This is a genomic window from Marinimicrobium koreense, assembly GCF_003762925.1.
GTDB lineage: Bacteria > Pseudomonadota > Gammaproteobacteria > Pseudomonadales > Cellvibrionaceae > Marinimicrobium > Marinimicrobium koreense.
Genome location: NZ_RJUK01000001.1, coordinates 2,149,393 through 2,171,807 on the forward strand (window position 1 = coordinate 2,149,393; position 22,415 = coordinate 2,171,807).

Here is a 22,415-nt window from a genome sequence, read left to right on the forward strand (position 1 = left end):
GCCCCTGGGCGCTCTGGGGCTTCTTGGCGTTGGGCGCGCGGATGGTGATCTGCTTTTGCTCGCCTTTGTCCTGCAGGCCGATTTCCAGCCCCTTCAGGTAGGGCAGGCTGCGCTTGTCGAGGTATAGCTTAAGGTCACCCTCGTACACTTCCAGATCGGTTTCCGACTCTTCGCCGGGCCGGCAGTACGCCAGGCAGGTTTCGGCCCGGGGGGTGCCGGCTTCCACCACAAAAATCCTGGCCGCATCCACACCCTGGCTACTCAGCAGCTCAATCAGGTAATCGCGGGCCGGCTCGGAGATATGAAAACTGGGTTGCATAAGATGCTCTCTGGATACACATTACCAATAGTGCCTATGCTACCACCAAAGTCGACAAAGCTAAATACCCGAGCATTTAACTCAACTATTATACACTAAACCAGTCGCGCACCGCCGGTCAGCCGGCGGGCGGCGCCGTTGACATTTATTTTCTTTGGGGTAACCTCAGGTCAACGTCATTTGAAAAGCACAGGATTTTCGTGAACAACGTACTGGCGCAATTTCTGATGTGGAGGCTCGCCCCCATCTTCCCCTCTTGACCGGGTGCTAATCCTCAGCACTCGGGCACACCTTATTCCGCTTTACCTTCATTCCGTATTCGCACCGTAGGTCATAAACCTGGGGTGTTTATTGCTGCACGCGAAAACCACTGGTTTCTCCGGAAGCGTGCGCCGTTGAACGTTCCGCTAATTTTCAGGGTCATTTTATGGCATCAAAACCCAAAATCACGTTAACCAAAGATGTGTATGAACGCTTGTGGAAACTGCTGGAATTGGTTCCCGAGGACACCATCACCAATCAGTTGGAAGAAGAGCTGGAGCGGGCAAAAATTGTGACGCCGGCCAAGCTTCCGGACGATGTGGTGACCATGCACTCGCAGGTGACTTTTACGGTTCAGTCGACCGGCAAGACGTTCACCTATACGTTGGTGTATCCCACCGAGCTGGATAACACGGAGAACAAACTGTCCATTTTGAGCCCCATTGGCAGCGCCATTATTGGCCTGAAACAAGGGCAGGAAATTGACTGGCCGATCAGTAAAACCCAGCGCACCACCGTGAAAGTGGACGCGGTCAGCCGAGCAGACTGACGACCGGTGCCGAGCACCGATCGTCAGCTCGTTTGGCAGACCTCAGATAACACCAAAGGCCAACATGGCATCCGCCACTCGCCGGAAGCTGGCTATGTTGGCGCCCGCCACATAGTTGCCATCCAGATCAAACTCCCGGGCGGTGTCGTAGCAGTCTCTATGGATGTTGGCCATGATCTGGCGCAGACGTTTTTCCGTGTGCTCAAACGTCCAGGAGTCACGACTGGCATTCTGCTGCATTTCCAGGGCCGATGTCGCCACGCCACCGGCGTTGGCCGCTTTGCCGGGGCCGTAGGCGACATTGTTTTCCATAAAGCAATCCACTGCCTCCGGCGTGCAGGGCATGTTGGCACCCTCGGCAACGGCCAGACAACCATTTTCGACCAGCGTCTGCGCGGCCTTCTCATCCAATTCATTCTGGGTGGCACAGGGGAACGCCAGGTCACAGGGAATATCCCAGATATTCCCTTTGTCCCGATAGTCAGCCTCGCCATGTTGAGCGACGTACGCTTTGATCCGGTCGCGCTGCACCTCCTTGATTTCCTTGACCGTCTCCAGATCGATGCCCCGCTCGTCGTAAATCACCCCGCCGGAATCAGAGCAAGCCACGACCTTGGCCCCCAACTGCTGCAACTTTTCAATTGCGTAAATCGCCACGTTGCCGGAGCCGGACACCACACAGACTTTTCCTTTCAGTGATTCGTTGCGCGCCTTGAGCATTTCCTCGGCAAAGTAAACCAGGCCGTAGCCGGTCGCCTCTTTACGAACCAGTGCGCCACCCCAGCTCGGGCTCTTGCCGGTCAGCACTCCGGACTCATAACAATTGGTAATGCGCTTGTACTGACCGAAGAGGAAGCCGATTTCACGGGCACCCACACCAATATCCCCGGCCGGCACGTCGGTCATCTCGCCGATATGCCGGTACAGCTCGGTCATGAAGCTCTGACAGAAGCGCATGATTTCGTTGTCGGATTTCCCCTTGGGATCAAAATCGGAGCCACCCTTACCACTGCCAATCGGCAGGCCGGTCAGGGCGTTTTTAAAGGTTTGCTCAAAGGCAAGGAACTTGATGGTCCCCAGCAGGACGCTGGGATGAAACCGCAGCCCACCTTTGTAGGGCCCCAGCGCGCTGTTGAAACCAACCCGGAAGCCGCGATTGATGTGGACTTCCCCGTCGTCATCCTGCCAGGGCACACGAAAAATGATCTGTCGTTCCGGTTCGCAGATACGCTCAATGATTTTCTGTTTGGCGTAATAGGGGCACTTTTCCAGCACGGGCGTCAACGTTTCAATGACTTCCCAGACCGCCTGATGAAATTCAGTTTCCCCGGGGTTTCGGTTCTTGACCACGTCATAGATAGTATCTATACGCTCTTTGGCATTGACCATTCACTTCTCCCAAACCGTTAAGACAAAAAGGGCGGGCTGAGCCCGCCCTCTGGACGTGAAACACCAGCGCGTCAAACCTGCGGCTATTTATCGCCGCCGCAATGTCCGCAGCACACGCTGTCCCCCCGATGCGCTTCAGCCATGGCCATATCGGACTCAGCATAGGCGGGGGCCCAGGCTTTTTCCAGTCGGCCGTCGACGACCTGATCGGGTGCGTCAGGGAAGAGTACGCCCTTGACCACCTGCCAGGTCACTGCCAGGGCGCCGACAATGAAAATCACATCGCCAATGGTGCGGACCCAACGCAGGGTTTCCAACAGCGGCGTCTGCATGAACGCTTCGCTGCGGGCATACCACAGGCCCTCAGAGGCACTGGCAACAAACTGGATGACGCCCACCGGCAACAGGCTGGTAAACAACATCAACACCAGACCACCGTTCATCCACCAGAAGGCGGTTTTCATCACGCGCTCGTTGAACGCCATGTTCGGGCGAATGTAGCGGAGAATCAGCAGGCAGAAGCCCAGCGCCAGGAAGCCGTACACCCCAAACAAGGCGGCGTGTGCGTGAGTGGGCGTGGTATTGAGCCCCTGAACGTAGTAGAGCGAGATGGGCGGGTTGATCATAAAGCCCAGCACTCCGGCGCCCAGCATGTTCCAGAACGCCACGGCGACAAAGAACAGCAGCGGCCACTTGATGTTCTGCATCCAGGGGGCGCGGAACTTGAGACGCCAGTTTTCCCAGGCTTCATATCCGAGCACTACCAGAGGAACGACTTCCAGCGCACTGAACGAGGCCCCTACCGCCATGACCGGTGTGGTGGTACCGGAGAAGTACAGGTGGTGGAAGGTTCCGGGCACGCCGCCGAGCATGAACAGTGACGCCGATGCCAGGGAGGCGGCGGTTGCCATGGGACGGGATACCAGCCCCATGCTGCAGAAAATGAAGGCAAGTGCGGCGGTGGCGAACACTTCAAAGAAGCCCTCTACCCACAGGTGCACAACCCACCAGCGCCAGTACTCCATGATGGAAATGTGGGTGCGCTCGCCGTAGGCCAGACCGGCACCGTAGAACAGACCGATGGCCACCACGGAGGCGGTCAACAACACCAACAGGTTCTTGTCGCCACCCTGCTTGAGGGCCGGCACGATGCCGCGCATCATCAGGAACAACCAGAAGGCGATACCGGCGACTTTGAGAATCTGCCAGAAACGGCCCAGGTCGACGTATTCATAACCCTGGTGGCCCAGCATAAAGCTCCACTCGGCGGGCATCAGTTGGTTGATCGCCAGGAAGTTACCGGCAAAGGAGCCCACCACCACGGCAATCAGCGCCCAGAACAGAATGTCCACGCCGAGCTTCTGATACTTCGGATCTTTGCCGCCGTTGATGACCGGCGCCAGGAACAGGCCCGCCGCCAGGAAGCCGGTGGCAATCCAGAACATGGCCGACTGAATGTGCCAGGTGCGCATCAGGGAGTAAGGAAGCCAGTCCGAGGTCTGGATACCGTAGAAGCCCTGCCCCTCAATGGTGTAGTGAGCCACGAACCCGCCCAGGAACACCTGCAGAGTGAACAGTCCCACCACCGCCAACAGGTATTTACCCAGGGCTTTCTGGGAAGGCATCAGCGCAAAAGTGGTGATCGGGTCCTGCTTGGGCGCCTGTGGCTCCTCTTCGTCCTCTTTGCGCAGGAACGCCCAACCCCAGACCAGGCCACCGACACCGGCGATCAAAAGCACCACACTGGCGATGGACCAGACGATGTTCTCGGCGGTGGGCTTATTGTCGATCAGCGGCTCGTGGGGCCAGTTGTTGGTGTAGGTCGCTTCACCGGGGTAGCGCTCGGTGGCGGCGGCCCAGGCGGTCCAGAAGAAGAAATTGGTCATCTGATCCCGGCGCTCTTCGCTCGGCAGCGTGACCTCTTTCATGGCGTAGCTTTCCCGAGTGGGCTGCAACTCCGGGGCACCGCCGAACAGACGGCTGTAGTAATCCGCTGTCTGCGCCATCGCCTGAGCGCGTCGATCGGACACCACCAGGGTGTCGGTCTCCGCATCCCAGGTGTTGGTACGATAGGCTTCCTTCAGCTCGTACTGAAGGGCATTCTGATCGCGCCCATCGAGCTCGTCATAACTGACACCGAAGTTGTCCTGAGCGGCCAACTCCAGCCAGGCCAGCAGCTCCCGGTGCAGCCAGTCGGCGGTCCAGTCCGGTGCCTGATAGGCGCCGTGCCCCCATATGGAGCCGAGCTGCATACCACCCACGGATTGCCAGGCAGTCTGACCGTCGAGAATGCTGGTTTCGGTCATCAATGTCTGACCACTTTCGGTGACCACCTGATCCGGAATCGGCGGCGCCTTGCGGTACACCTCGACCCCAAAGTACCCCAACAAACCGAAGGTAACCGCCAATGTGCCAATCAGCGTCCACCATAATCTTTTGTACTTACCCATGTGCCGCGGCCCCCTTTTCATCAACATTTGTAAACATAGTGTCGAACACTACCCCGGTGGCCCCGGGTAATTCCCGGGCAATATCTCCCACCGATTGTGTCAGCCAGTTCATAGGCAGCTCCCCTTGTGCGATAACCAGACAGGAATGAACCGGTTAAAAGGTTCATTTAAATTGCTTCTTTAACAAAGAATAACGACCCGAGATAAAGATGTAAAATAAATTCATCTTTTTGGGCACCATCTACCCCCTCAGGGATAGTCGGCCTCCCCTGAATGGCAGAGCGCACACCATTCACTCCTACTCAGGGGTGGGAGGGTTGATTGAATACCTCCGCAAAAAGATATATTGTTAATACATGTTTTATTGGCGTGAGTATCCGAGGGTTTCAATGAGTCCCACCTCGATTTGGCGACACCCGCAGCGACTACCCTGGCTGTCGGTAACCTGGAGCGGCGTTGCACTGGGCGCGCTGGGCGCCCTATTACCCCTGCTACCCACCACACCGTTTCTGATTCTGGCGGCCTGGGCCGCCCCCAAGGGCTCACCCCGGCTGCACCGCTGGCTTTGCCACCACCCGCACTTCGGGCCGGCGCTGGAGGCCTGGCGCACCCGGAGAGCCATTCCCCGCCGGGGAAAGTGGTTGGCCTGCACGATGCTGACCGCCAGCCTGGTCTGGCTAATCATTTCCGGCGCAGCACCGACCGTGCTACTGGCGTTGACAGTACTGTTCTGCGCCATTGCCACCTTTTTATGGAGCCGGCCCGACGCCTGATCCGTCGGCTCAGCGAACGAGGAAATCTGATCATGTCGCAACCATCGGCCCTCTTTTCTTATGCGTTCCGGCCATTTTTCATTTTGGCGGGGGTGTACGCCATCGCCATCATCCTGGCGTGGATTGGTTTTCTCTTTGGCGGCTGGCCCCTGCCTCTGGGCTGGTCCCCGCTGCAATGGCACAGCCACGAGATGATCTACGGGTTCGTCAGCGCCCCCATTGCCGGGTTTCTGCTCACCGCCATGTGCAACTGGACCGGTGCCCCACCCCTGCGCGGCGCTGGTCTGGTAGCGCTGGTGTTACTCTGGCTCTCCGGGCGGGCGGTGTTCTGGTTCGCGGGCTGGTTGCCGGGCTGGCTGGTCGCGGTGGTCGATCTCGCCTTTTTGCCCGTGGTGGCGCTCTATGCCGGGCGAGTCCTGCTGCGCTACGGCAACAAGCGCAACCTGATTCTGGTCGCCGTGTTGGCGGCGCTGACGGCGGGCAACCTGCTGATGCACCTGGGCTTTATGAACGGTGGGGTGGGCCTACTCAAACTGGGCCAAGGTCTGGGCCTGGATGTGATTACTCTGATGATTGTGGTTATCGCCGGACGCATCACCCCGGCCTTCACCGCCAATTGGCTGAAGATGCATGGCGGGCGCCCGGAGCGGGTCACGCAGTCGGCGCGTGTCACTCAGTGGGCGCTGGCAAGTGTGTTGGCACTCACTCTGGTAGCCCTGCTGCCACTACCGCTCTGGGTAGAAGGCGCCGTGGCCCTGCTGGCCGCTACCGCCAACGGTGCGCGCCTTTACCAGTGGTCCGGCTGGCAGACCCGAAGCGAACCCCTGCTGTGGATTCTGCACCTGGCTTATGGCTGGATTGTGGTTGCCCTGGTGCTGCGCGGCCTGGGCGCCTTCCTGCCTGCGCTGTCGGACTCCCTGTGGCAACACGCCCTCGCCGTGGGCGGCATTGCCACCCTGATTCTCGGGGTAATGAGCCGGGTCGCCATGGGCCACACCGGGCGGCCTCTCACCCTGCGTCCCTTCGGCCGGCTGATGTACGCCGCGATCATAGCCTCCACGGTGTTTCGGCTGCTGGCCGCCAACCAGTGGCTGGACTACCGGATCGGGGTCACTCTGTCCGCTCTGGCCTGGATTCTGGCGTTTGCCTTGTTTGTGGTACTTTATGCGCCGATACTGTGGCAGCCCCGGGCCGACGGCCGCCCCGGCTAACGAGGTCAACCATGCATATTACCCGCTATACCGATTACTCCCTGCGCGTACTGATGTACGTTGCGCTGAAGGGCGACGAGCTGTCGACCATCCGGGAAATTGCCGAGAGTTACGACATTTCCAAGAACCACCTGATGAAGGTGGTGCAGGAGCTGAACAGCAAAGGCTACCTGCACGCCATTCGCGGTAAAAACGGCGGCCTTCGCCTGCGGGGCGATCCCAAAGACATCAATCTGGGTGAGCTGGTCCGCAGTACCGAGCAGGACCTGTCGCTGGTGGAGTGCTTCAGCGCCGGAAACCACTGCGTACTGACCCCGGCCTGTCGCCTGAAGGGCATCTTCGCCGAATCCCTGAATGCCTTTTTCAGCGTACTCGATGGCTATACCCTGGCCGATCTGGTCGATCCGGCCCAGATGCCGACCATGAAGCAGGTGTTACAGATCGCGTGACCCCCAAGGGTCCGGTGGGAAGTGCTAAACTGCGCTTCATGAGCTACGACATCGTCTTCAAACGCGTTTACGAACCCGTCGAGCGCACCGATGGTGCCCGCGTGCTGGTGGATCGCCTCTGGCCGCGAGGCAAACGCCGGGACGACCTGCAACTGACCGAGTGGTACCGCAACGCCTCCCCCTCTCCCGCCCTGCGGCGCGCCTGGCATCAGGGCGATATCGACCAGCAGCGCTTTGCCAAAGACTACCAGAGCGAGCTGGACGATGACCCGGACGCACTCACGCCACTGATGCTCCACGCCCGTCGGGGCCGCCTGAGCCTGTTGACCGCCACCCGCAATCCTGAGCAGTCTCACCTGCCCATTCTGCGCAAGGCCCTGCTGGACCAGTTGGCGCGGGAAGACGAACAGGCCGATGGCCGCGAGCCCAGCTCACCCACTTGCTATGAACGCTAGCAAGCACTTACCCACAAAGGCTGAATGATTTGATGACCGACGCCCCCGGCCGCGCCTACCACGACGGTTCACAACACGCTCTGGTCCAGCCCGCCCTGGCCGACGCCTTTCAGTTCCGGTGGTTTGATCCCGCCGCCTGGGGCGCTTCGGCCGAGCCGGTCGGCAGCGGTGGCCGGGGCGCCGCCTGGTTTCTCGACGGTGACCGGGGCCGGTGGGTCCTGCGGCATTATCGCCGCGGCGGTCTTCCCGGCAAACTGCTGGATGACCGCTACTGCTACCTCGGCTCGTCCCGGGTCCGCGCCCTCAGGGAGTTTTCCCTGCTCCAGTCACTCAGCGCCCAGGGGCTGCCCGTTCCCACCCCCATCGCCGCCTGGTACGAACGTAAAGGACTCACCTACCGGGCAGCCTTGATCATCGAGCGGCTGGAGAATACCCAATCGCTGCTTAGTCTCGACCAAACCGGGCACCTTCCTCTCTGGGAGGCGGCGGGACGCTGCATTCGGCGCTTTCATGACGCCGGGGTTTATCACGCCGACCTCAATGCCACCAATGTTCTGGTCCGCCCGAGCTCGGGCGAGGTCTTTCTGATCGATTTCGACCGGGGGGTTCAACACGCCAGCCATACCGCTAACGCGCCCTGGAAGGCCGCCAACCTGGCCCGCCTCGAGCGCGGCGTCCACAAGCATTGGAGTGCCGGGACCGACAACACGCCGGAACCCTTTCTCAAAGCGCTGAAGCAGGGCTATGCCTGACGGGGAGCGGTCATCTACACCATGATTCTGGCGGGCAGAGCCGCCTGTGCCGTGATAGAATGCCGCGGTTTTTTGATCCGAATGGCGCACCTTATGTTTGACGCACTCCGCCTCGCTTTTTATCGTCTGGCCGCCAAAGGCTGGGTCCCGGCCCGCTGGTTCGAGCCGGACCTGCCACCGGTGGCCGCGCGGACGGCGAAGACCGGGCCGCTGGACCTGGAGATTGTGAGCCACTGCTGGAATTACTCGCATTTTCTGGCCTATCAATTGAGCTCTCTGGTGCTGTTCCCGCCCACCAGACTGAACGTCACCATGACCGTGTTCTACGCCCCCGAGGACACCCGGACCGCGCAACTGCTTGAGTTCTTTTCCACTCAGTCGGTACCCGGTGTCATCTGGAACTGGCGGGCACTGCCACGGCAGGAACTGTTCCGCCGGGGCATAGGCCGCAACCGGGCGGCACTGGAAACCCGGGCCGACTGGGTGTGGTTCACCGACTGCGATCTGATGTTCCGCGACGACTGCCTGGATACCCTGGCCGAATTGCTTCAGGGGCGCCAAGACGCGCTGATCTTCCCCGAAGAGGAGCGCACCACGGATCTGCTGGCCGAAGATAACCCCATGCTCACCGCCGCCCATGAGCCCGCGGTGCTGGACATCGACACCGGCTCATTTACGGTCAAGCGCCCCTCCAAGGCGACCGGACCGCTGCAGATCGCCCACGGGGATGTCTGCCGGGCGGTCGGTTACTGTCGCCACATTGCCCTGTATCAGCAGCCCACCGAGCAGTTCGCCAAGTGCCACGAGGACCGCGCCTTTCGCTGGCTGGTGCAGAGTCAGGGCGAGCCGCTGCCCATTCCCGGCGTGTATCGTATTCGGCACATCAGCAAAGGGCGCTACACGGGCAGCAAGACCAACACCGGGGTACGCACCGCGCTGCGTCGCCTTCAGTCGCGCCTGAGGGACCACAACGGATGACGGCCGCCATCCCGTCCAACCCCATTCTGTTGACCCCGACCTGGGCCGGAGATCTGGAACACTTCCGTCTGCTCCGGGCCTCTCTGGCACGCTCCCCCCTGGCCGGGCTGAAGCACCACGTCGTGGTACAGACCGAAGATCGGTATCTCTTCGATGCCTACGCCGAGGAGCCCAATGTGGTGCTGCGAACCACCGCCGAGGTACTGCCGGCGGACGTAGAGCGCGAGCGCATCAAGGCGCGCCACATCAGTGCCCGCACCGGCCGCCACCTGACCCGCATCAGCGGCAGCCTGCGCCGGACCCTGGGCTGGCCGCGCTGGCCCGCCTATACCGGCTGGCACACGCAGCAGCTGTGCAAACTCGCGGTGGCCAGTGAAGCGGGCCACGACACCACCATCGTTCTGGATTCCGATGTAGTGGTCACTCCCTCGGCCCAGGTGGATGACTTTCAGACCACCGAAGCGGTGGTGTGCTTCGCCCAGTGGCAGCCACTGGGCGAGCTGAGCGGGAAAGTGCGCAAGTGGGTGGACAACGCCGCCAAACTGACCGGGCCTGGAAAACTGACCGAAGATCAGCCGGTCAATACCTATTTCGACACCCCTTTCGTATTCGACGGGACGGCCGTGAACGGCATGCTCCAACATCTGGAGCAACAGAGCGGCCGCCCCTGGTGGCAACACCTGCTGAACCAACCGCCCAGACGCTGGTCGGAATTCGGGTTATACAAACAGTATCTCGCTCGGCACGAGACGCGCCCCGTGCAGTGGCGGGCACCGGATTTGATGCACTATATCTTTGACACCCGCGATGCCACGGCAGTAGTGCAGCAAGTCAAGGCGCTGTTCGAGCGCCCTGACATTCACTATATTACCCTTCACTCCCAGAGCAGCGGCAAGCACGACTGGAATGCCCGCGACTTCACGGACCTGTTGCTAGAATGGATCACCACGCAATGACACCCAGTGCTCACGAGCAAACGACTTCCGGCTATCAGCGCCGCCTGCCGACCCTGTTTCTGATCTGGATTGCCCTGTCGGCCATCTCCCCTCACCCGGACCTTTTCAAGGCCTGGTTCCACTTGGCGCTCGGCTTACCGGTACTGTTTTTTTTCAGCATGGGGCGGCTCCGCATTGATACCGGTGATCAACTGTTGCGCCTGTGTGCCGGTTTTCTGCTCTACGTGACCGCCAGCTCATTGATTGTGAGTCAGGCCGACGGAGGGCAGCATCTCCATGCGGTGCGCTGGAGTTTTGAAACCTCCCTGCTGATCATGGTGCTCTTTGCCGCGTTACCGGCTCTATTGCCAAGGCCTTTGTTTCTCGGCCGCTTTATTCTGGGCAGCGTCGCACTTGGCGGACTGTCCGCACTGCTCATCTTTGGTGTATTCAACGGTTTCTCGGGACGGCTCTACGGGATTGGCGCCCTCTACCAACCCATTGAAGGCGTGTCGGTACTGATCATGTATCTGTGCATCGGAGCCTTTCTGTTCTGGCATCAGCGCCTCACCCTGACAGGGAAGGATATCGCGCTGCTGTTATTGGCACTGTTGATCACCTGCGCCTGCACGCTTCTGTCCGGCAGCCGGGGCCCCACCCTGGCGCTGGCGTTAGCGGTTGCCTACTGCTTTGTAGTCAGTGCCATCGCCTACCGACACTGGAAAATCCTGTCGCTGGCGATTGCCTGTTTGGTACTCGCGCTCGCCGGTGTGCTCTGGCTCTATGGTATTGAGGAGTTCATCCAGTTTATGGCCGAGCGCGGTACCTCATACCGCCTGTTACTCTGGACGGCTCACCTGGAGCATCCTCCCGAGTCGCTCCTGTTCGGCCACGGTGCCGCCACGGATCTGGAGCAAACCGCCGCAGGGCTGAAAATCTACTCCGAATCCGGCCTGGGCACCGCCCAACCGCACAACCTGTTTCTGGGCACTTTTGTCCAAACGGGGCTGATTGGCCTGGGCACTCTGATGGCCTTGTTGGGGCTGGTACTGAGCGGCATTTATCAGGCCAACACCAGCCGGATCGCCAAACTGTATCTGCTGGGGATTTTCGGCACTGTGATCATGCTGGTCACCACCAACACCTACACCCTGATCATCTCGGTCAAAACCATGTGGCTCTATACCTGGCTGCCGCTGATACTGGTGTGGTTGTGGTGCCGGCAAACCCACCCACGGGACGAGTCGTGAGCTCATGATTTTCTGTATCTTTTCCTTCAACCGGGGACCGTTTCTGCGCAACTGCGTGCGCTCCATTGAGCAGTGCCGGCCCGACGCCCGGATTCTGGTGTTTGACGACGATAGCTCAGATGCGGAAACCCTGGCTGTGTTGAAGGAGATAGAGAAAGCGCACCGGGTGGTCACACCCGACAAGGCCGGCTCGACCAAACACGGCGGCCTGTACGACAACATGCAGAGCGCCATTGAGATCTTGCGAGATGAACCGCTGGTGTGCTTTTTACAGGACGACACCCAGGTGGTGCGCCCCATTCTGGACCGGGAAATCGATTCACTACGACGGCTGTTTGCCGAAACTCCCACGCTGGGTTTCGTCCAGCCCTGCTTTCTGCGCGCCTCGGCAAAGAATCGTCGACCCTTCAAATCTACCGACGATCAATCGACCGAGCTGCTATATCGGGAGAATCGGGGGCAAAGCGCGGGCGTACATTACTCGGACCTGCTCATCACTTCGCCGGCACGCCTGCTCAAGTCGGGCTGGCAGTTCCAGTCCTCCGAGCCGGACAACGACCGACAGGCCAACAGCCTGTTCGGGCCCATGCCCTACCTGTACTCGCCCTTCGCGATGTGGCTACCCAATGTGCCCGCTTATCGAGGCAAACGAAAGACTTGGGCCCTCAAACGCGCCGAGGCGAAAATTCAGTGTGGGTTTTATCCGTATCGGATCTGGTCCGAGCAACAAAGCGAAGCGTTCCTGAACCGACCGGCGGGCGAACTGCCCATTGCGGAGGATTATCTGGCGTGTGACGCAGAGGCACCGCCCACTCCCTGGCGGTATACCCCTCTATCAGGGCAGCGGTGGTTGAAACACCTCAACAGCATCGAGCTGTTCTTCTTCCGGCACTTCGGGAAAAAGTAGACGGATCAGCGATCACACCTCGTCAGCGACAAGCGGCTTCAATCGGTTTGAGACAACTGCTCAATGCCGTGCTCGGTGCGCGTCAGCCTCTCTTTTTCACTGCGGACTCGCAACGCCTTGTTGGCTGCCACTTTGTCCGGGTCCTTGTAACCGCGAGGGTGGTCCAGGTGGATCACAATCGCGTTGTAGCGAACGTGTTTGGGACGAATCCCGGAGTTGATCAGGCGCACCCCGAACTCACGATCCAGCCCGCCCCAGGGCATACGCTCATCAAATCCGTTGACGGCCAGCGCATCGCGCTTCCAGACCGAGCCATTGGAGCCTTTGAAATTACAGGCGGTGGGGGTAATCCGGTTGAGCAGTTTCGCCTGCCCGGGAGTCGCGGTCAGCTTCAGGTTCTTGTGACTGCGTTTTAGCCCGTGTGCTTTTAACCACGCCAGATCAAAGCAGCGCCCGCTGATGATGTCGTCTTTGGTGATCTGCTCGCTGGTGGCCATGGGGAGCTTGTGATAGCCCCCCGACAGGTAGGTTCCGGGGCGGGCTTCCGCCAAATGTACGGCCAGAAAGTCGCGCCGGGGGATGCAATCCCCATCGGTGAATACCAGATAGTCTGAGTCCGCCTCGAGAATACATTTATTCAGGATCCGGCATTTGCGAAAGCCCTTGTCTTCCTGCCAGATGTGTCGAATCGCCAGCCCGGTCTGGGCTTTTACCCGCTCGATCACCTCGCGGGTTTCATCCGTTGAACCGTCGTCGCCAATCACGATCTCGAAATCCTTATGGGTCTGTACGCTGTACCCCCACAGGACCTTTTCCAACCACACCGGCGAGTTGTAGGTGGTCATGATGACAGAGACTTTCAAACGCTGTTCTCCAAACCTGGCAAATGAGGAGGCCATATTATCATTTCGGGCCATTCCGGGGGAGGCAAGGCCGGGACACTATTGATCGATGCGCCCGAGACAGACCCGGTTGCGCCCGGAATGCTTGGCTTCGTACATGGCCCGGTCCGCGCGCACCAGCAGGGTTTTCATGGTATCGCCCTTGCCCCACTCGGCCACGCCGATACTGATGGTGACCGGCTCGTCGAGACCAAATTCGGTGGCCAACACCAGGCGGCGCAGTCGTTCGGCAAAAATGGCGGCGTCATCAATGACGGTATTGGCGGCGAGCACCAGAAATTCCTCTCCGCCCCAACGCCCCAACTGGTCGCCCTCACGCAGCCCGTCGGTCAGCGAGTTGACCAGGGTTTTCAGGATCCGGTCACCGACATTGTGGCCGTAGGTATCATTGATCTGCTTGAAATGATCGAGATCAAACAGCAACAGGGAGAACGGCTGGCCGTAGCGTTCGGCGTTGGCCATGCTCATCTGTACCAGATGCTCAATCCGGTAGCGGTTCAGGGTGCCGGTCAGGGAGTCGGTGTTGGCCACTTTTTCCAGGTGCTGATTCGCCTCCGCGAGCGCCTTGCGTTCGCGCCGCAGGTATTCATTCAGCCGGGTAATTTCATGGGCGGCGGCAATGACCGCCAGATCATCGCCCAGATCCCGGGCGGCGTTGATTTCGGCCGGGTGCCAGGACGAGCTTTTGCCACTGACCTCTTCAACCCAGGATGCAAAGGACGTTCTCGGCGACAGAACCGTGCGTCCGTCGCGCACCTCGGCGACCTTCTCGGGTTTGCCCGCCCAGGGAATCATTTCAAACTGTTCTGGACGAAACAGCAGTAACCAGCCCCGGGCATCCATATCAATCAGCAGGGGCATGGCCAGCAGTCCGCAGCACCAGCTCTGTATCGCCTCCGCACTGGGGTAGCCCGAGGCGCTGAGCGAGGTGGTGGCCCAGGGCTCCGGCTCTTTGAGCTCAGCGTCCAGCCAGTTGGTCAGCTCGCGCACCTGATCCTCGTCGGGTGTCTTGCCGGAGCGGGTGATTTCGCCCAGATACACCAGCGCAATCCCCTCCACCCGGAACAGTTGCCGCCAGTGCTCGGCGTGCTGTTGCACCAAATCTCGCGGCGCGTGACGTTCCTGAACCCCGTGGGCGAGTTGAACCCGATTATCGTGGATCTGCTGCCGGTAGTGGGCGTCGGCCTCGGCTTTGAGCAGGAACAGGCGTTGGCTGGCCACTTCAACCAGAGTGGCAACGCTGTCCCGGGCAGACGGCGACAGGGACAGGGGCATCTGGCTGTGACAGCTGACCAACCCCCAGAGCCGGGAATCGGAATAGATGGCAACCGACAGAGACGATCGGACCCCCATGTTCTGCATATAGTCGCAGTGAATCGGTGATACCGCCCGCAAATAGCCCTGACTCAGATCCAGCGGGCTGCCGTTGGCCGGATTCATCGCCGGTACGAGCGGGGCGGCCTCAGCCTGAGCATCGGCAATGACTCGAATACGATTGTTGCCGTACATTGCACGAACCTGGGACGGAATATCCGAGGCGGGGAAATGCTGATTCATCAGTGCTGGCAACACCTCATCGCGGCTCTCGGCAAGCACCTTGCCATTCCAGTCGGCATCAAACGCATAAATCAGCGAGCGGTTGTAGCCGGTAATGGAGCGGACGGCATCGCACAGGCGATTGAGGACGTCATCCTCGGTGCGGGTTTCCACCAGCTTGGCAATCCAGTCGTTGACCAGGGACAACCAGCGATAGCGCGCCGAACTGTCCAGCGGTTCAAGCTCGACGATCACCGCATCGCCACTGCGGTAGGCGACCACGTGCAGCTTGCGACTGATGCCAGCCAGCTTGCGGGTAACGGTCATCGCCCCCGGCATACGATCGGTATTGGCCAGCCCTCGCCGGATCCTGCCCAGTAGGCTGCTGCCCAGAATGTCCGCAGCACTGGCCCCGAGGCACTCATTCACCGTCAACCCCAGGTGCTGGCGAACATTGGCGCTGACCTGCCAGACCCGCCGAATTGACGAATCAAAGCTCAACAGGACCCCGAAGCTCTGTACGGCGCCGGGTATATGGATGGGCTCGCGCGCGCACTCTTCTTGCGCTGCCTGAAGCTCGTCCGCAAAACACTTCGGGGTTTCAGCGGTCACTCAGTTGCCTCTGCCAATGATCGAAATGGGCCTTCAGCCCGGTAAAGGTTGCCTTGGCGCCGGTCAGGGCGCAATGCCAGGTGCCGTCCATAGGAATGGTTTCCAGCCAGGGACAAAGGCGAGCCCAACCATCCTGCGTGACATGGCGGTGGAAAAAGTCAGCGCCACTACCCTGCGTCAACCCCAGGGATCGATTGAGAGCCCTGGCGATAACACGCCCCCCTTGGCTGGCGCCCTCCAGCACATACAGCACACCAAGCGCTTCCTCTGGCGAGTGTAGCGGCTGTCGCTGACTCAGGCTCGCCTCGATATCGTGGTCATCCGGTAACTGCAACACTTGGCAATCTTGCTCCAGTGACGGTATGCGAGAGTGGTAGCGATAATCTGCGTCCGGGAAACGGACCCGCCGTTGACACTCAAGGGGCCAGAGCGCGGGCTCCAGGTCACGGTAGTATGCCCGCTGAGCACGCAGGATCTGACCATATTCGATGAGGGTGAGTTCCGGGGAGAGCAGTCGCTGCATGAGCGGTTGGGCCTCGAGTGCCTTATGCTCCGCACGAGTGGCCACGCGCAGCGCCTCTCGCAATGACTGATGATGGGACAAAGGCCGTCCTCTCGCTCCCGGTAAAGCATCAAATGTGGCGCTTATATTAACATAGTTCACAGGCACCCCCCGCGCCATCATACACGGTAGAATACCGCCTTTTGTGTGCTTCTGAGGATTTACCGAAATGCCGCGCGTCTCCCGCCAACTGTTTCACCCTCGCTACTGGCTGACCTGGGTCGGCTTTGGCCTGTGGTGGCTCATGGCCCTACTGCCCTACCGGGTACAGATGGCCATGGGGCGGGGGTTGGGGCGGCTTGCCTGGCGTCTGGCCAAAAGCCGCCGCCGCACGGCGCTGCGCAATCTGGCACTGTGCTTCCCGGAGAAGAGCGACGCCGAGCGCCTGGCTCTGGCACGGCGCAATTTCGAGTCGACCGCCCAGGCGTTTTTCGAAACGGGGATCTCCTGGTTTTGGCCCCGCTGGCGGATGTGCCGGCTGTATTCCGTGGAAGGATTGGAGTATTTGCAGGCGGCCCAACAGGCCGGCCAGGGCGTGGTCCTGTTGGGCATGCATTTCACCAACCTGGACTTGGGGGGCAAGTTGCTGTGTCAGAGCCACCCGGTAGGCGGACTGTACCGGCCGCACAACAATCCGGTGTATGACTATATGCAGCTGAAAGGGCGCGAGCATCTGGCCGAACCCGGCAGCATCATTTCCCGGGACGACATGCGCCAGATGGTGCGCCGACTGCGCCAGGGCGGGGTGGTCTGGTACGCACCGGACCAGGATTACGGCCCGCGCCGACCTCATGTGTTTGCGCCCTTCTTCGGCATTCCGGCGGCCACCATTACGGCCACCAGTCAGCTGATGCGTATGGGCCGGGCGCAACTGATTCCCTTCACCCATCACCGCCGGGCGGATGGTTCGGGGTATGACGTGAAGGTGTACCCGCCGCTGACGGAGTTACCCTCAGGCGATGAAACGGCGGATGCCCGCCGGATCAATCAGTTTATCGAAGAGAGAGTACGTGCCTGCCCGGAACAATACATGTGGGTACACCGGCGCTTTAAAACCCGCCCGGAAGGGGAACCGTCTCTTTACTAGGCACTATGTCGGATTACGCTTCGCTAATCCGACCTACGAATGGTTGGGGTGGGTAGGTCGGATTAGCGAAGCGTAATCCGACACCCTGGCCACCTCAAACCGCGATATCGGCCAGGTTGCCTTTGCTTTCCAGCCAGACGCGGCGATCCGAGGCGCGTTTTTTGCCGAGCAGCATGTCCATGATCTGCATCGTGCCTTCGATATCGTCGATACCCAACTGAACCAGCCGCCGGGTATCGCGGGCCATCGTGGTTTCGCGTAGTTGCAGGGGGTTCATTTCACCGAGCCCCTTGAAGCGCTGCACATTCACCTTGCCCTTTTTCTTTTCCGCCTCAATGCGGTCGAGGACGCCGTTCTTTTCACTCTCATCCAGCGCGTAGTACACCTCCTTGCCCACATCGATACGGTACAGCGGCGGCATGGCGACAAACACATGGCCGTTTTCCACCAGCGGGCGGAAATGCTGGACAAACAGCGCACACAGCAGCGTCGCAATATGCAGGCCGTCGGAGTCGGCGTCGGCGAGAATGCAGATTTTGTGGTAGCGCAGCTGGCTCAGATCCGCCGCGCCGGGGTCGACCCCCAGAGCCACGGAAATATCGTGTACTTCCTGGTTGGAGAAAATATCCCCGGCATCGACTTCCCAGGTGTTCAGAATTTTCCCGCGCAGCGGCATGATCGCCTGAAATTCCCGATCCCGTGCCTGCTTAGCCGAGCCGCCAGCGGAGTCACCCTCCACCAGAAACAGCTCGCTGCGAGAGGGATCCGAGCTGGAGCAGTCCGCCAGTTTCCCCGGTAGTGCTGGCCCCTGGGTCACTTTTTTGCGGGCGACTTTCTTGCTTGAGCGCACCCGACGCTGGGCATTGTTGACGCACAGCTCCGCCAGTTTATCGCCGTCTTCAGTGTGCTGATTGAGCCACAGGGCGAAGGCGTCTTTGGCAATACCGGAAACAAACGCCGCCGCCTCGCGGGACGACAGGCGCTCTTTGGTCTGGCCGGAAAACTGCGGGTCGGCCAATTTGGAGGAGAGCACATAGCTGCAGTTGGCCCAGACATCCTCCGGGGCCAGTTTGACGCCGCGGGGCAGCAGGTTGCGAAACTCGCAGTAATCGCGCAACGCATCGAGTAGACCGGTGCGCAGACCGTTCACATGGGTGCCGCCCTGGGCGGTGGGAATCAGGTTCACGTAACTTTCCTGAACCAGTTCGCCCCCTTCCGGCAGCCACTGGACCGCCCAGCTGACGCCCTCGGTTTTACCGGAGAACTCGCCGACAAAGGGCTGTTCGGGCAGGGTTTCCCAGCCCTGGGTTGCGCCCTGCAGGTAGTCCCGCAGACCGTCCTCGTAAAACCACTCATCGGTTTCGCCGGACTGCTCGTCTTTGAAGGTGACCGTCAGCCCCGGGCAGAGTACGGCCTTGGCGCGCAGATTATGGCGCAGGCGGCTGACCGAAAATTTGTGCGAGTCGAAATACTTCGGGTTGGGCAGAAAGCGGATGCTGGTACCGGTGTTGCGCTTACCGCAGGTATCGATCACTTCTAGATCGGTGGCTTTGTCGCCATCCTTGAAGCCCATGCGATGCACCTGACCATCGCGCTTGATGGTGATTTCCAGCATCTGGGAAAGCGCGTTCACCACCGACACCCCCACCCCGTGCAGGCCGCCGGAGAACTGGTAGTTCTTGTTGGAGAATTTGCCCCCGGCGTGAAGGGTGCTCAAAATCACTTCCACCCCGGGTTTACCCTGCTCGGGGTGCATATCCACCGGCATGCCCCGACCGTCGTCCGAGATGGAAATCGAATGATCTTTATGCAGCACCACCTGAATGCTTTTCGCGTGGCCGGCGAGGGCTTCGTCGACGCTATTGTCGATCACTTCCTGGGCCAGGTGGTTGGGCCGGGTGGTGTCGGTGTACATGCCCGGGCGCTTTTTGACGGGGTCTAGCCCGGTGAGTACTTCAATATCTTCCGAGGAGTAGTTCGCCATATCGGATTATTAACTCTGTAATCGGTCTTGTTGTTGGATTCGGGTTGTACCGCCTTGGGTCGCGGTTTTGAAAACGTCGCGTGCGGTAACGGCGGATGCGCTGCGCTTATCCGCCCTACGGGTAGTGCGGAGGTTGCGTAGGGCGGATAAGGGCGAAGCCCGCATCCGCCGTTACCGCCCTTCCAGAAACGCCATCGCTTCGGGGATATACCGTTCAAAGCCCTGAAAACCGTGGTCGCCGCCGGGCTCGATCGTCTGCCTCGCGCCCTGGTATTTGGCCACCGCCTGTCGATAATCCAGGGTTTCATCCCCAGTCTGAACCAACAGCCACAGATTCTCGGGGTGGTTCAGCGGCTCGACCTCATAGGCCCGGATTTCATCCACATGATGGGCGCTCAGGCGGTAGGTATCATCGGTGTGATAGCCCTTGAGGTCAACCTCCAGATAATCCGGCATGAATTGCCAGGGGCTGACCGCCGGGTTGATAAGTACCGCACGGGCAGCGTATCGCTCGGCCAGCCAGGTGGCCCAGAAGCCGCCCAGGGAACTGCCCATCAGGTACAGGGGGCCATCGGTATCGGCCAGGTTCGCCAGTTGCTCGGCCGCCAGGCGGGGGTAAGGAGGAAGGTGCGGACAACGGTAGTCGATGTCGGGGCGATGCTCGGCCAGCCAGGCCTGCATCTGCCGCGCCTTGAAGGAGGCCGGCGAGCTGAGAAAACCGTGGATATAAATCAGACGAGGCGCGGACAAGCCCAAACCGCCACCATCAATAGCCGGACGACTGATAGTCGATCTGGTACTTCTGGTCCTCTACCCGGGATACCCCAGTGTCCAGGCGGCCATCGTCGTGCAGGTCAAACCAGCGGTAACCGGGCATGGCCCGATCCACAGCAAACGACTCACTGCCCGGCTTGAACTGGATACAGGTGGCCGGCGTGGCAAACAGCTGCACCCCGTTGCGCTCGCCGTGATAGAACTGGTGCACATGCCCCCAGGAGACACCCTTCACCTGCGGGTGGGCATCAATGATGGCGAAGAAATCATCGGCATTTTTGAGGATGTATTCATCAATCCAGCGACTGCCTACCGGCACGGGCTGGTGGTGCAGCATGACGAGGGTTGGGCGGGGGCTGTTACTGGCGAGAGTCTGGGACAGGAAATCGAGCTCGCAGTCCGCCAGGTGGCCGTATACCTGTCCCGGCACGGCGGAATCGAGCAGAACCACCAACCACTCCCCGACACTCATGACCCGGGACTCGGGCACAAAGTCGCTTTCCAACTGGGCCATGATGGCCGCTGAATCGTGGTTGCCGGGCAACCATCCAAGGGGAACAGAAAAGTGATTGCGAACCGTGGTCACAAAGCGCCCGTAGCATTCTTCGTGGGCATCACTGGCAATATCGCCGGTACACACCATAGCATCCACGGACGTCTGCTCCCGGGCTACCAGGCGCAACACATCGTCCAGGCTCTGGTCGGTGTTCAACCCCAATAGCGAGGGGTCAGACAGCGGGCCCAAATGGCAGTCGGTAATTTGAATCAGGCGCACGAACGTCTCGATAATCCGGTTGATTCTGCTTCTGGCCACTAGACGGGAGTAGATTCAAGCGCCGCCGAATGGCTGAAGTTTTTTCGAGAATAACCACAAGTGGGAGGCGGTGCAAGACGCATGCGACCGGTGTCGGAACATTTATCAGAAAAATGTGATCTTCTACCAGACCGTTTCCAGAGAGTGGCCCTTCTCCAGGCATAAGCCCAGCCATTCCCCCAGAAACCGGTTCAACTGGGCTTTTTCGTCCTGGTGATACATGGCCTGGTTGGGGTACTCGTAGCGCGGCTGCAAACGGCGATGCCGCTCCCAGGCCAGAACCTCCGCCAGCTCGGCATCCTGGTAGAGGCGGACCGTCAATTGCGGCGCGCGCAACCACTCCGCTCCCGGCTCATCCGCCTGGACCTGATTCAACTGGACGGTCGTGGTGTAGCGGGAGCACTCAATGACCGTCACGCGTGTCTGCCAGTGCCGCTCGCCGCTGACCACCGCGAACTGCCACTGCGCACCCGGCGTGAGCGAGTCCTCGGGCAACAGCTTGCGCAGACGCCAGTAGTTGGCCTCGCACTCCGCCAGCTGGCGCGACAGGTTCACTTTGTAACGGCTTTTGACCATGCCCGGTCGGTCTCCGAGTGAGTTTGAGTTTTCTGCTACCTTGACGGTCCTCTACTACCTTGACGGCTCTGCCGACACCCACAATAAAAGCCCCTGAAGCGCATCGCTGAGAGGCGATGCACCCTGACACAATCATGGGTGGGGCGGCGGATCGACAAGCCCGCCGCAAAGGATCTAAAGCCCAGTCTACCAGAGTTTATCGATTCAGCCTTGCTTCAGCCGGGCGTGGTTGAGCTGCAACCACTGCAGACACAGCAATACCGCGGCGCTGTTAAAGCGTCCATCATACAGGTGGGCGAACACCTCCGAAGCGGCCAGAACGTGGACCTTGATGTCTTCGTGCTCTTCGTCCAGCCCGTGAATACCACCAGCCTGACTGAGATCCGCCAGGCCGCAGAGGATGTGCATTTTTTCATCGCTGCCACCGGGGCTGGGCAGGTAGTTGGCGATATATTCCATATGGTAGGGCTCAACACCGGCTTCCTCGATGGATTCCCGACGGGCAACATCTTCGCAGGTTTCGCCGTCTTCGATCATGCCGGCAACGATTTCCATGCACCAGGGTCCACCGGGTTCGGCCAGGGCGCCCGCCCGGAACTGTTCGATGAGGCCGACGGTGTCATGCTTGGGGTCGTAGAGCAGTACCCCGACGGCGGGGCCACGCAGGAACAGTTCCCGGGAGAGCTCTCCCGTCCAGCCGCCCTGAAAAAGTCGGTGTTTGAGGGTGACTTTGTCGACCCGGAAGAAGTCTTTGTAGAGCGTTTCCCGCTGGGTGATCTGGACGTCGTCACGGGTGAAAGGGGGTTTTTGCCAGTGGGTCATGAATGGCTCTCGTCTGAGTCTTGGTGCTTCGTAGACGGACCGGGTTCGCTATCCGGTGTGTGGTTTC

Annotated in this window: 21 protein-coding genes; 11 read left to right on the plus strand and 10 right to left on the minus strand. The window is 60.2% G+C overall.

The genetic code is table 11. The annotated features are described in order from the left end of the window. Positions 1-746: 746 nt before the first annotated feature. Positions 747-1,130: a nucleoside diphosphate kinase regulator gene (gene rnk / locus EDC38_RS09385; RefSeq protein ID WP_123638279.1), complete on the plus strand. Its 384-nt coding sequence runs from the start codon at positions 747-749 to the stop codon at positions 1,128-1,130. 42 nt (positions 1,131-1,172) lie between these two features. On the opposite strand, the gene gdhA is transcribed toward rnk, so the two are convergent. Both gdhA and EDC38_RS09395 read right to left on the minus strand, forming a co-directional pair. Then, positions 1,173-2,519 (minus strand): NADP-specific glutamate dehydrogenase, encoded by a 1,347-nt coding sequence (gene gdhA, locus EDC38_RS09390; RefSeq protein WP_123638280.1) that lies wholly within the window; start codon positions 2,517-2,519, stop codon positions 1,173-1,175. A gap of 83 nt (positions 2,520-2,602) precedes the next feature. Further along, the gene (locus EDC38_RS09395; protein ID WP_123638281.1) at positions 2,603-4,969 is read right to left on the minus strand and encodes a nitric-oxide reductase large subunit; all 2,367 of its coding nucleotides are present in this window, start codon (positions 4,967-4,969) and stop codon (positions 2,603-2,605) included. Positions 4,970-5,358: 389 nt separating this feature from the next. Here EDC38_RS09395 and EDC38_RS09400 point away from each other — a divergent pair, with 389 nt between their 5' ends. The 9 genes from EDC38_RS09400 to EDC38_RS09440 all read left to right on the plus strand — a co-directional run bounded on the left by EDC38_RS09400 (position 5,359) and on the right by EDC38_RS09440 (position 12,679). After that, entirely contained in the window at positions 5,359-5,742 is a 384-nt protein-coding gene (locus EDC38_RS09400) for a YbaN family protein (RefSeq protein WP_123638282.1), read from the plus strand. Positions 5,743-5,774: 32 nt separating this feature from the next. Continuing rightward, positions 5,775-6,953, plus strand: a complete 1,179-nt coding sequence (locus tag EDC38_RS09405) for an NnrS family protein (protein WP_123638283.1) — start codon at positions 5,775-5,777, stop codon at positions 6,951-6,953. Positions 6,954-6,964: 11 nt separating this feature from the next. Further along, positions 6,965-7,402: an RrF2 family transcriptional regulator gene (locus tag EDC38_RS09410; RefSeq protein ID WP_123638284.1), complete on the plus strand. Its 438-nt coding sequence runs from the start codon at positions 6,965-6,967 to the stop codon at positions 7,400-7,402. After that, positions 7,399-7,857 carry a DUF488 domain-containing protein gene (locus EDC38_RS09415; protein ID WP_246004374.1) on the plus strand — a complete coding sequence of 153 codons (459 nt, stop codon included), beginning with the start codon at positions 7,399-7,401 and terminating at the stop codon, positions 7,855-7,857. The genes EDC38_RS09410 and EDC38_RS09415 overlap by 4 nt, the downstream gene beginning before the upstream one ends. Positions 7,858-7,889: 32 nt before the next feature. Then, the gene (locus EDC38_RS09420) at positions 7,890-8,609 is read left to right on the plus strand and encodes a 3-deoxy-D-manno-octulosonic acid kinase (protein WP_123638285.1); all 720 of its coding nucleotides are present in this window, start codon (positions 7,890-7,892) and stop codon (positions 8,607-8,609) included. Positions 8,610-8,702: 93 nt separating this feature from the next. Beyond that, positions 8,703-9,587 carry a glycosyltransferase family A protein gene (locus tag EDC38_RS09425; RefSeq protein ID WP_123638286.1) on the plus strand — a complete coding sequence of 295 codons (885 nt, stop codon included), beginning with the start codon at positions 8,703-8,705 and terminating at the stop codon, positions 9,585-9,587. Further along, positions 9,584-10,543, plus strand: coding sequence for a DUF6492 family protein (locus tag EDC38_RS09430; protein WP_123638287.1), 960 nt, complete (start codon positions 9,584-9,586; stop codon positions 10,541-10,543). The genes EDC38_RS09425 and EDC38_RS09430 overlap by 4 nt, the downstream gene beginning before the upstream one ends. Beyond that, on the plus strand, positions 10,540-11,772 hold the full coding sequence (locus EDC38_RS09435; protein WP_170162883.1) for an O-antigen ligase family protein: 1,233 nt from the start codon (positions 10,540-10,542) through the stop codon (positions 11,770-11,772). Before EDC38_RS09430 ends, EDC38_RS09435 begins: the two co-directional genes overlap by 4 nt. Positions 11,773-11,776: 4 nt before the next feature. Further along, a complete protein-coding gene (locus EDC38_RS09440; RefSeq protein ID WP_123638289.1) occupies positions 11,777-12,679 on the plus strand; it encodes a glycosyltransferase family 2 protein in 903 nt (300 codons plus the stop codon). A gap of 38 nt (positions 12,680-12,717) precedes the next feature. Here the strand turns inward: EDC38_RS09440 and EDC38_RS09445 are convergent, their stop codons facing one another. From EDC38_RS09445 to EDC38_RS09455, 3 genes are all read right to left on the minus strand, one after another. Next, positions 12,718-13,542, minus strand: a complete 825-nt coding sequence (locus EDC38_RS09445) for a glycosyltransferase family 2 protein (RefSeq protein WP_123638290.1) — start codon at positions 13,540-13,542, stop codon at positions 12,718-12,720. Between the two features lie 78 nt (positions 13,543-13,620). After that, a complete protein-coding gene (locus EDC38_RS09450) occupies positions 13,621-15,729 on the minus strand; it encodes a diguanylate cyclase (protein WP_123638291.1) in 2,109 nt (702 codons plus the stop codon). Further along, the gene (locus EDC38_RS09455) at positions 15,719-16,333 is read right to left on the minus strand and encodes a biliverdin-producing heme oxygenase (RefSeq protein ID WP_170162884.1); all 615 of its coding nucleotides are present in this window, start codon (positions 16,331-16,333) and stop codon (positions 15,719-15,721) included. The genes EDC38_RS09450 and EDC38_RS09455 overlap by 11 nt, the downstream gene beginning before the upstream one ends. 127 nt (positions 16,334-16,460) lie before the next feature. Between EDC38_RS09455 and lpxL the strand changes: the two genes are divergently transcribed. Beyond that, the gene (lpxL, locus tag EDC38_RS09460) at positions 16,461-17,378 is read left to right on the plus strand and encodes an LpxL/LpxP family Kdo(2)-lipid IV(A) lauroyl/palmitoleoyl acyltransferase (RefSeq protein ID WP_123638293.1); all 918 of its coding nucleotides are present in this window, start codon (positions 16,461-16,463) and stop codon (positions 17,376-17,378) included. 94 nt (positions 17,379-17,472) lie between these two features. Here lpxL and parE read toward each other — a convergent pair whose 3' ends face one another. From parE to EDC38_RS09485, 5 genes are all read right to left on the minus strand, one after another. Then, entirely contained in the window at positions 17,473-19,362 is a 1,890-nt protein-coding gene (parE, locus tag EDC38_RS09465) for a DNA topoisomerase IV subunit B (protein ID WP_024461272.1), read from the minus strand. 171 nt (positions 19,363-19,533) lie between these two features. Then, positions 19,534-20,112 carry a YqiA/YcfP family alpha/beta fold hydrolase gene (locus tag EDC38_RS09470; protein WP_123638294.1) on the minus strand — a complete coding sequence of 193 codons (579 nt, stop codon included), beginning with the start codon at positions 20,110-20,112 and terminating at the stop codon, positions 19,534-19,536. 16 nt (positions 20,113-20,128) lie between these two features. Continuing rightward, complete coding sequence (gene cpdA, locus EDC38_RS09475; protein ID WP_123638295.1) at positions 20,129-20,911, minus strand: 3',5'-cyclic-AMP phosphodiesterase; 783 nt, start codon at positions 20,909-20,911, stop codon at positions 20,129-20,131. Between the two features lie 162 nt (positions 20,912-21,073). Then, on the minus strand, positions 21,074-21,526 hold the full coding sequence (locus EDC38_RS09480; protein ID WP_123638296.1) for a DUF1249 domain-containing protein: 453 nt from the start codon (positions 21,524-21,526) through the stop codon (positions 21,074-21,076). 204 nt (positions 21,527-21,730) lie between these two features. After that, positions 21,731-22,348 (minus strand): NUDIX domain-containing protein, encoded by a 618-nt coding sequence (locus tag EDC38_RS09485; protein WP_123638297.1) that lies wholly within the window; start codon positions 22,346-22,348, stop codon positions 21,731-21,733. Positions 22,349-22,415 lie beyond the last annotated feature (67 nt).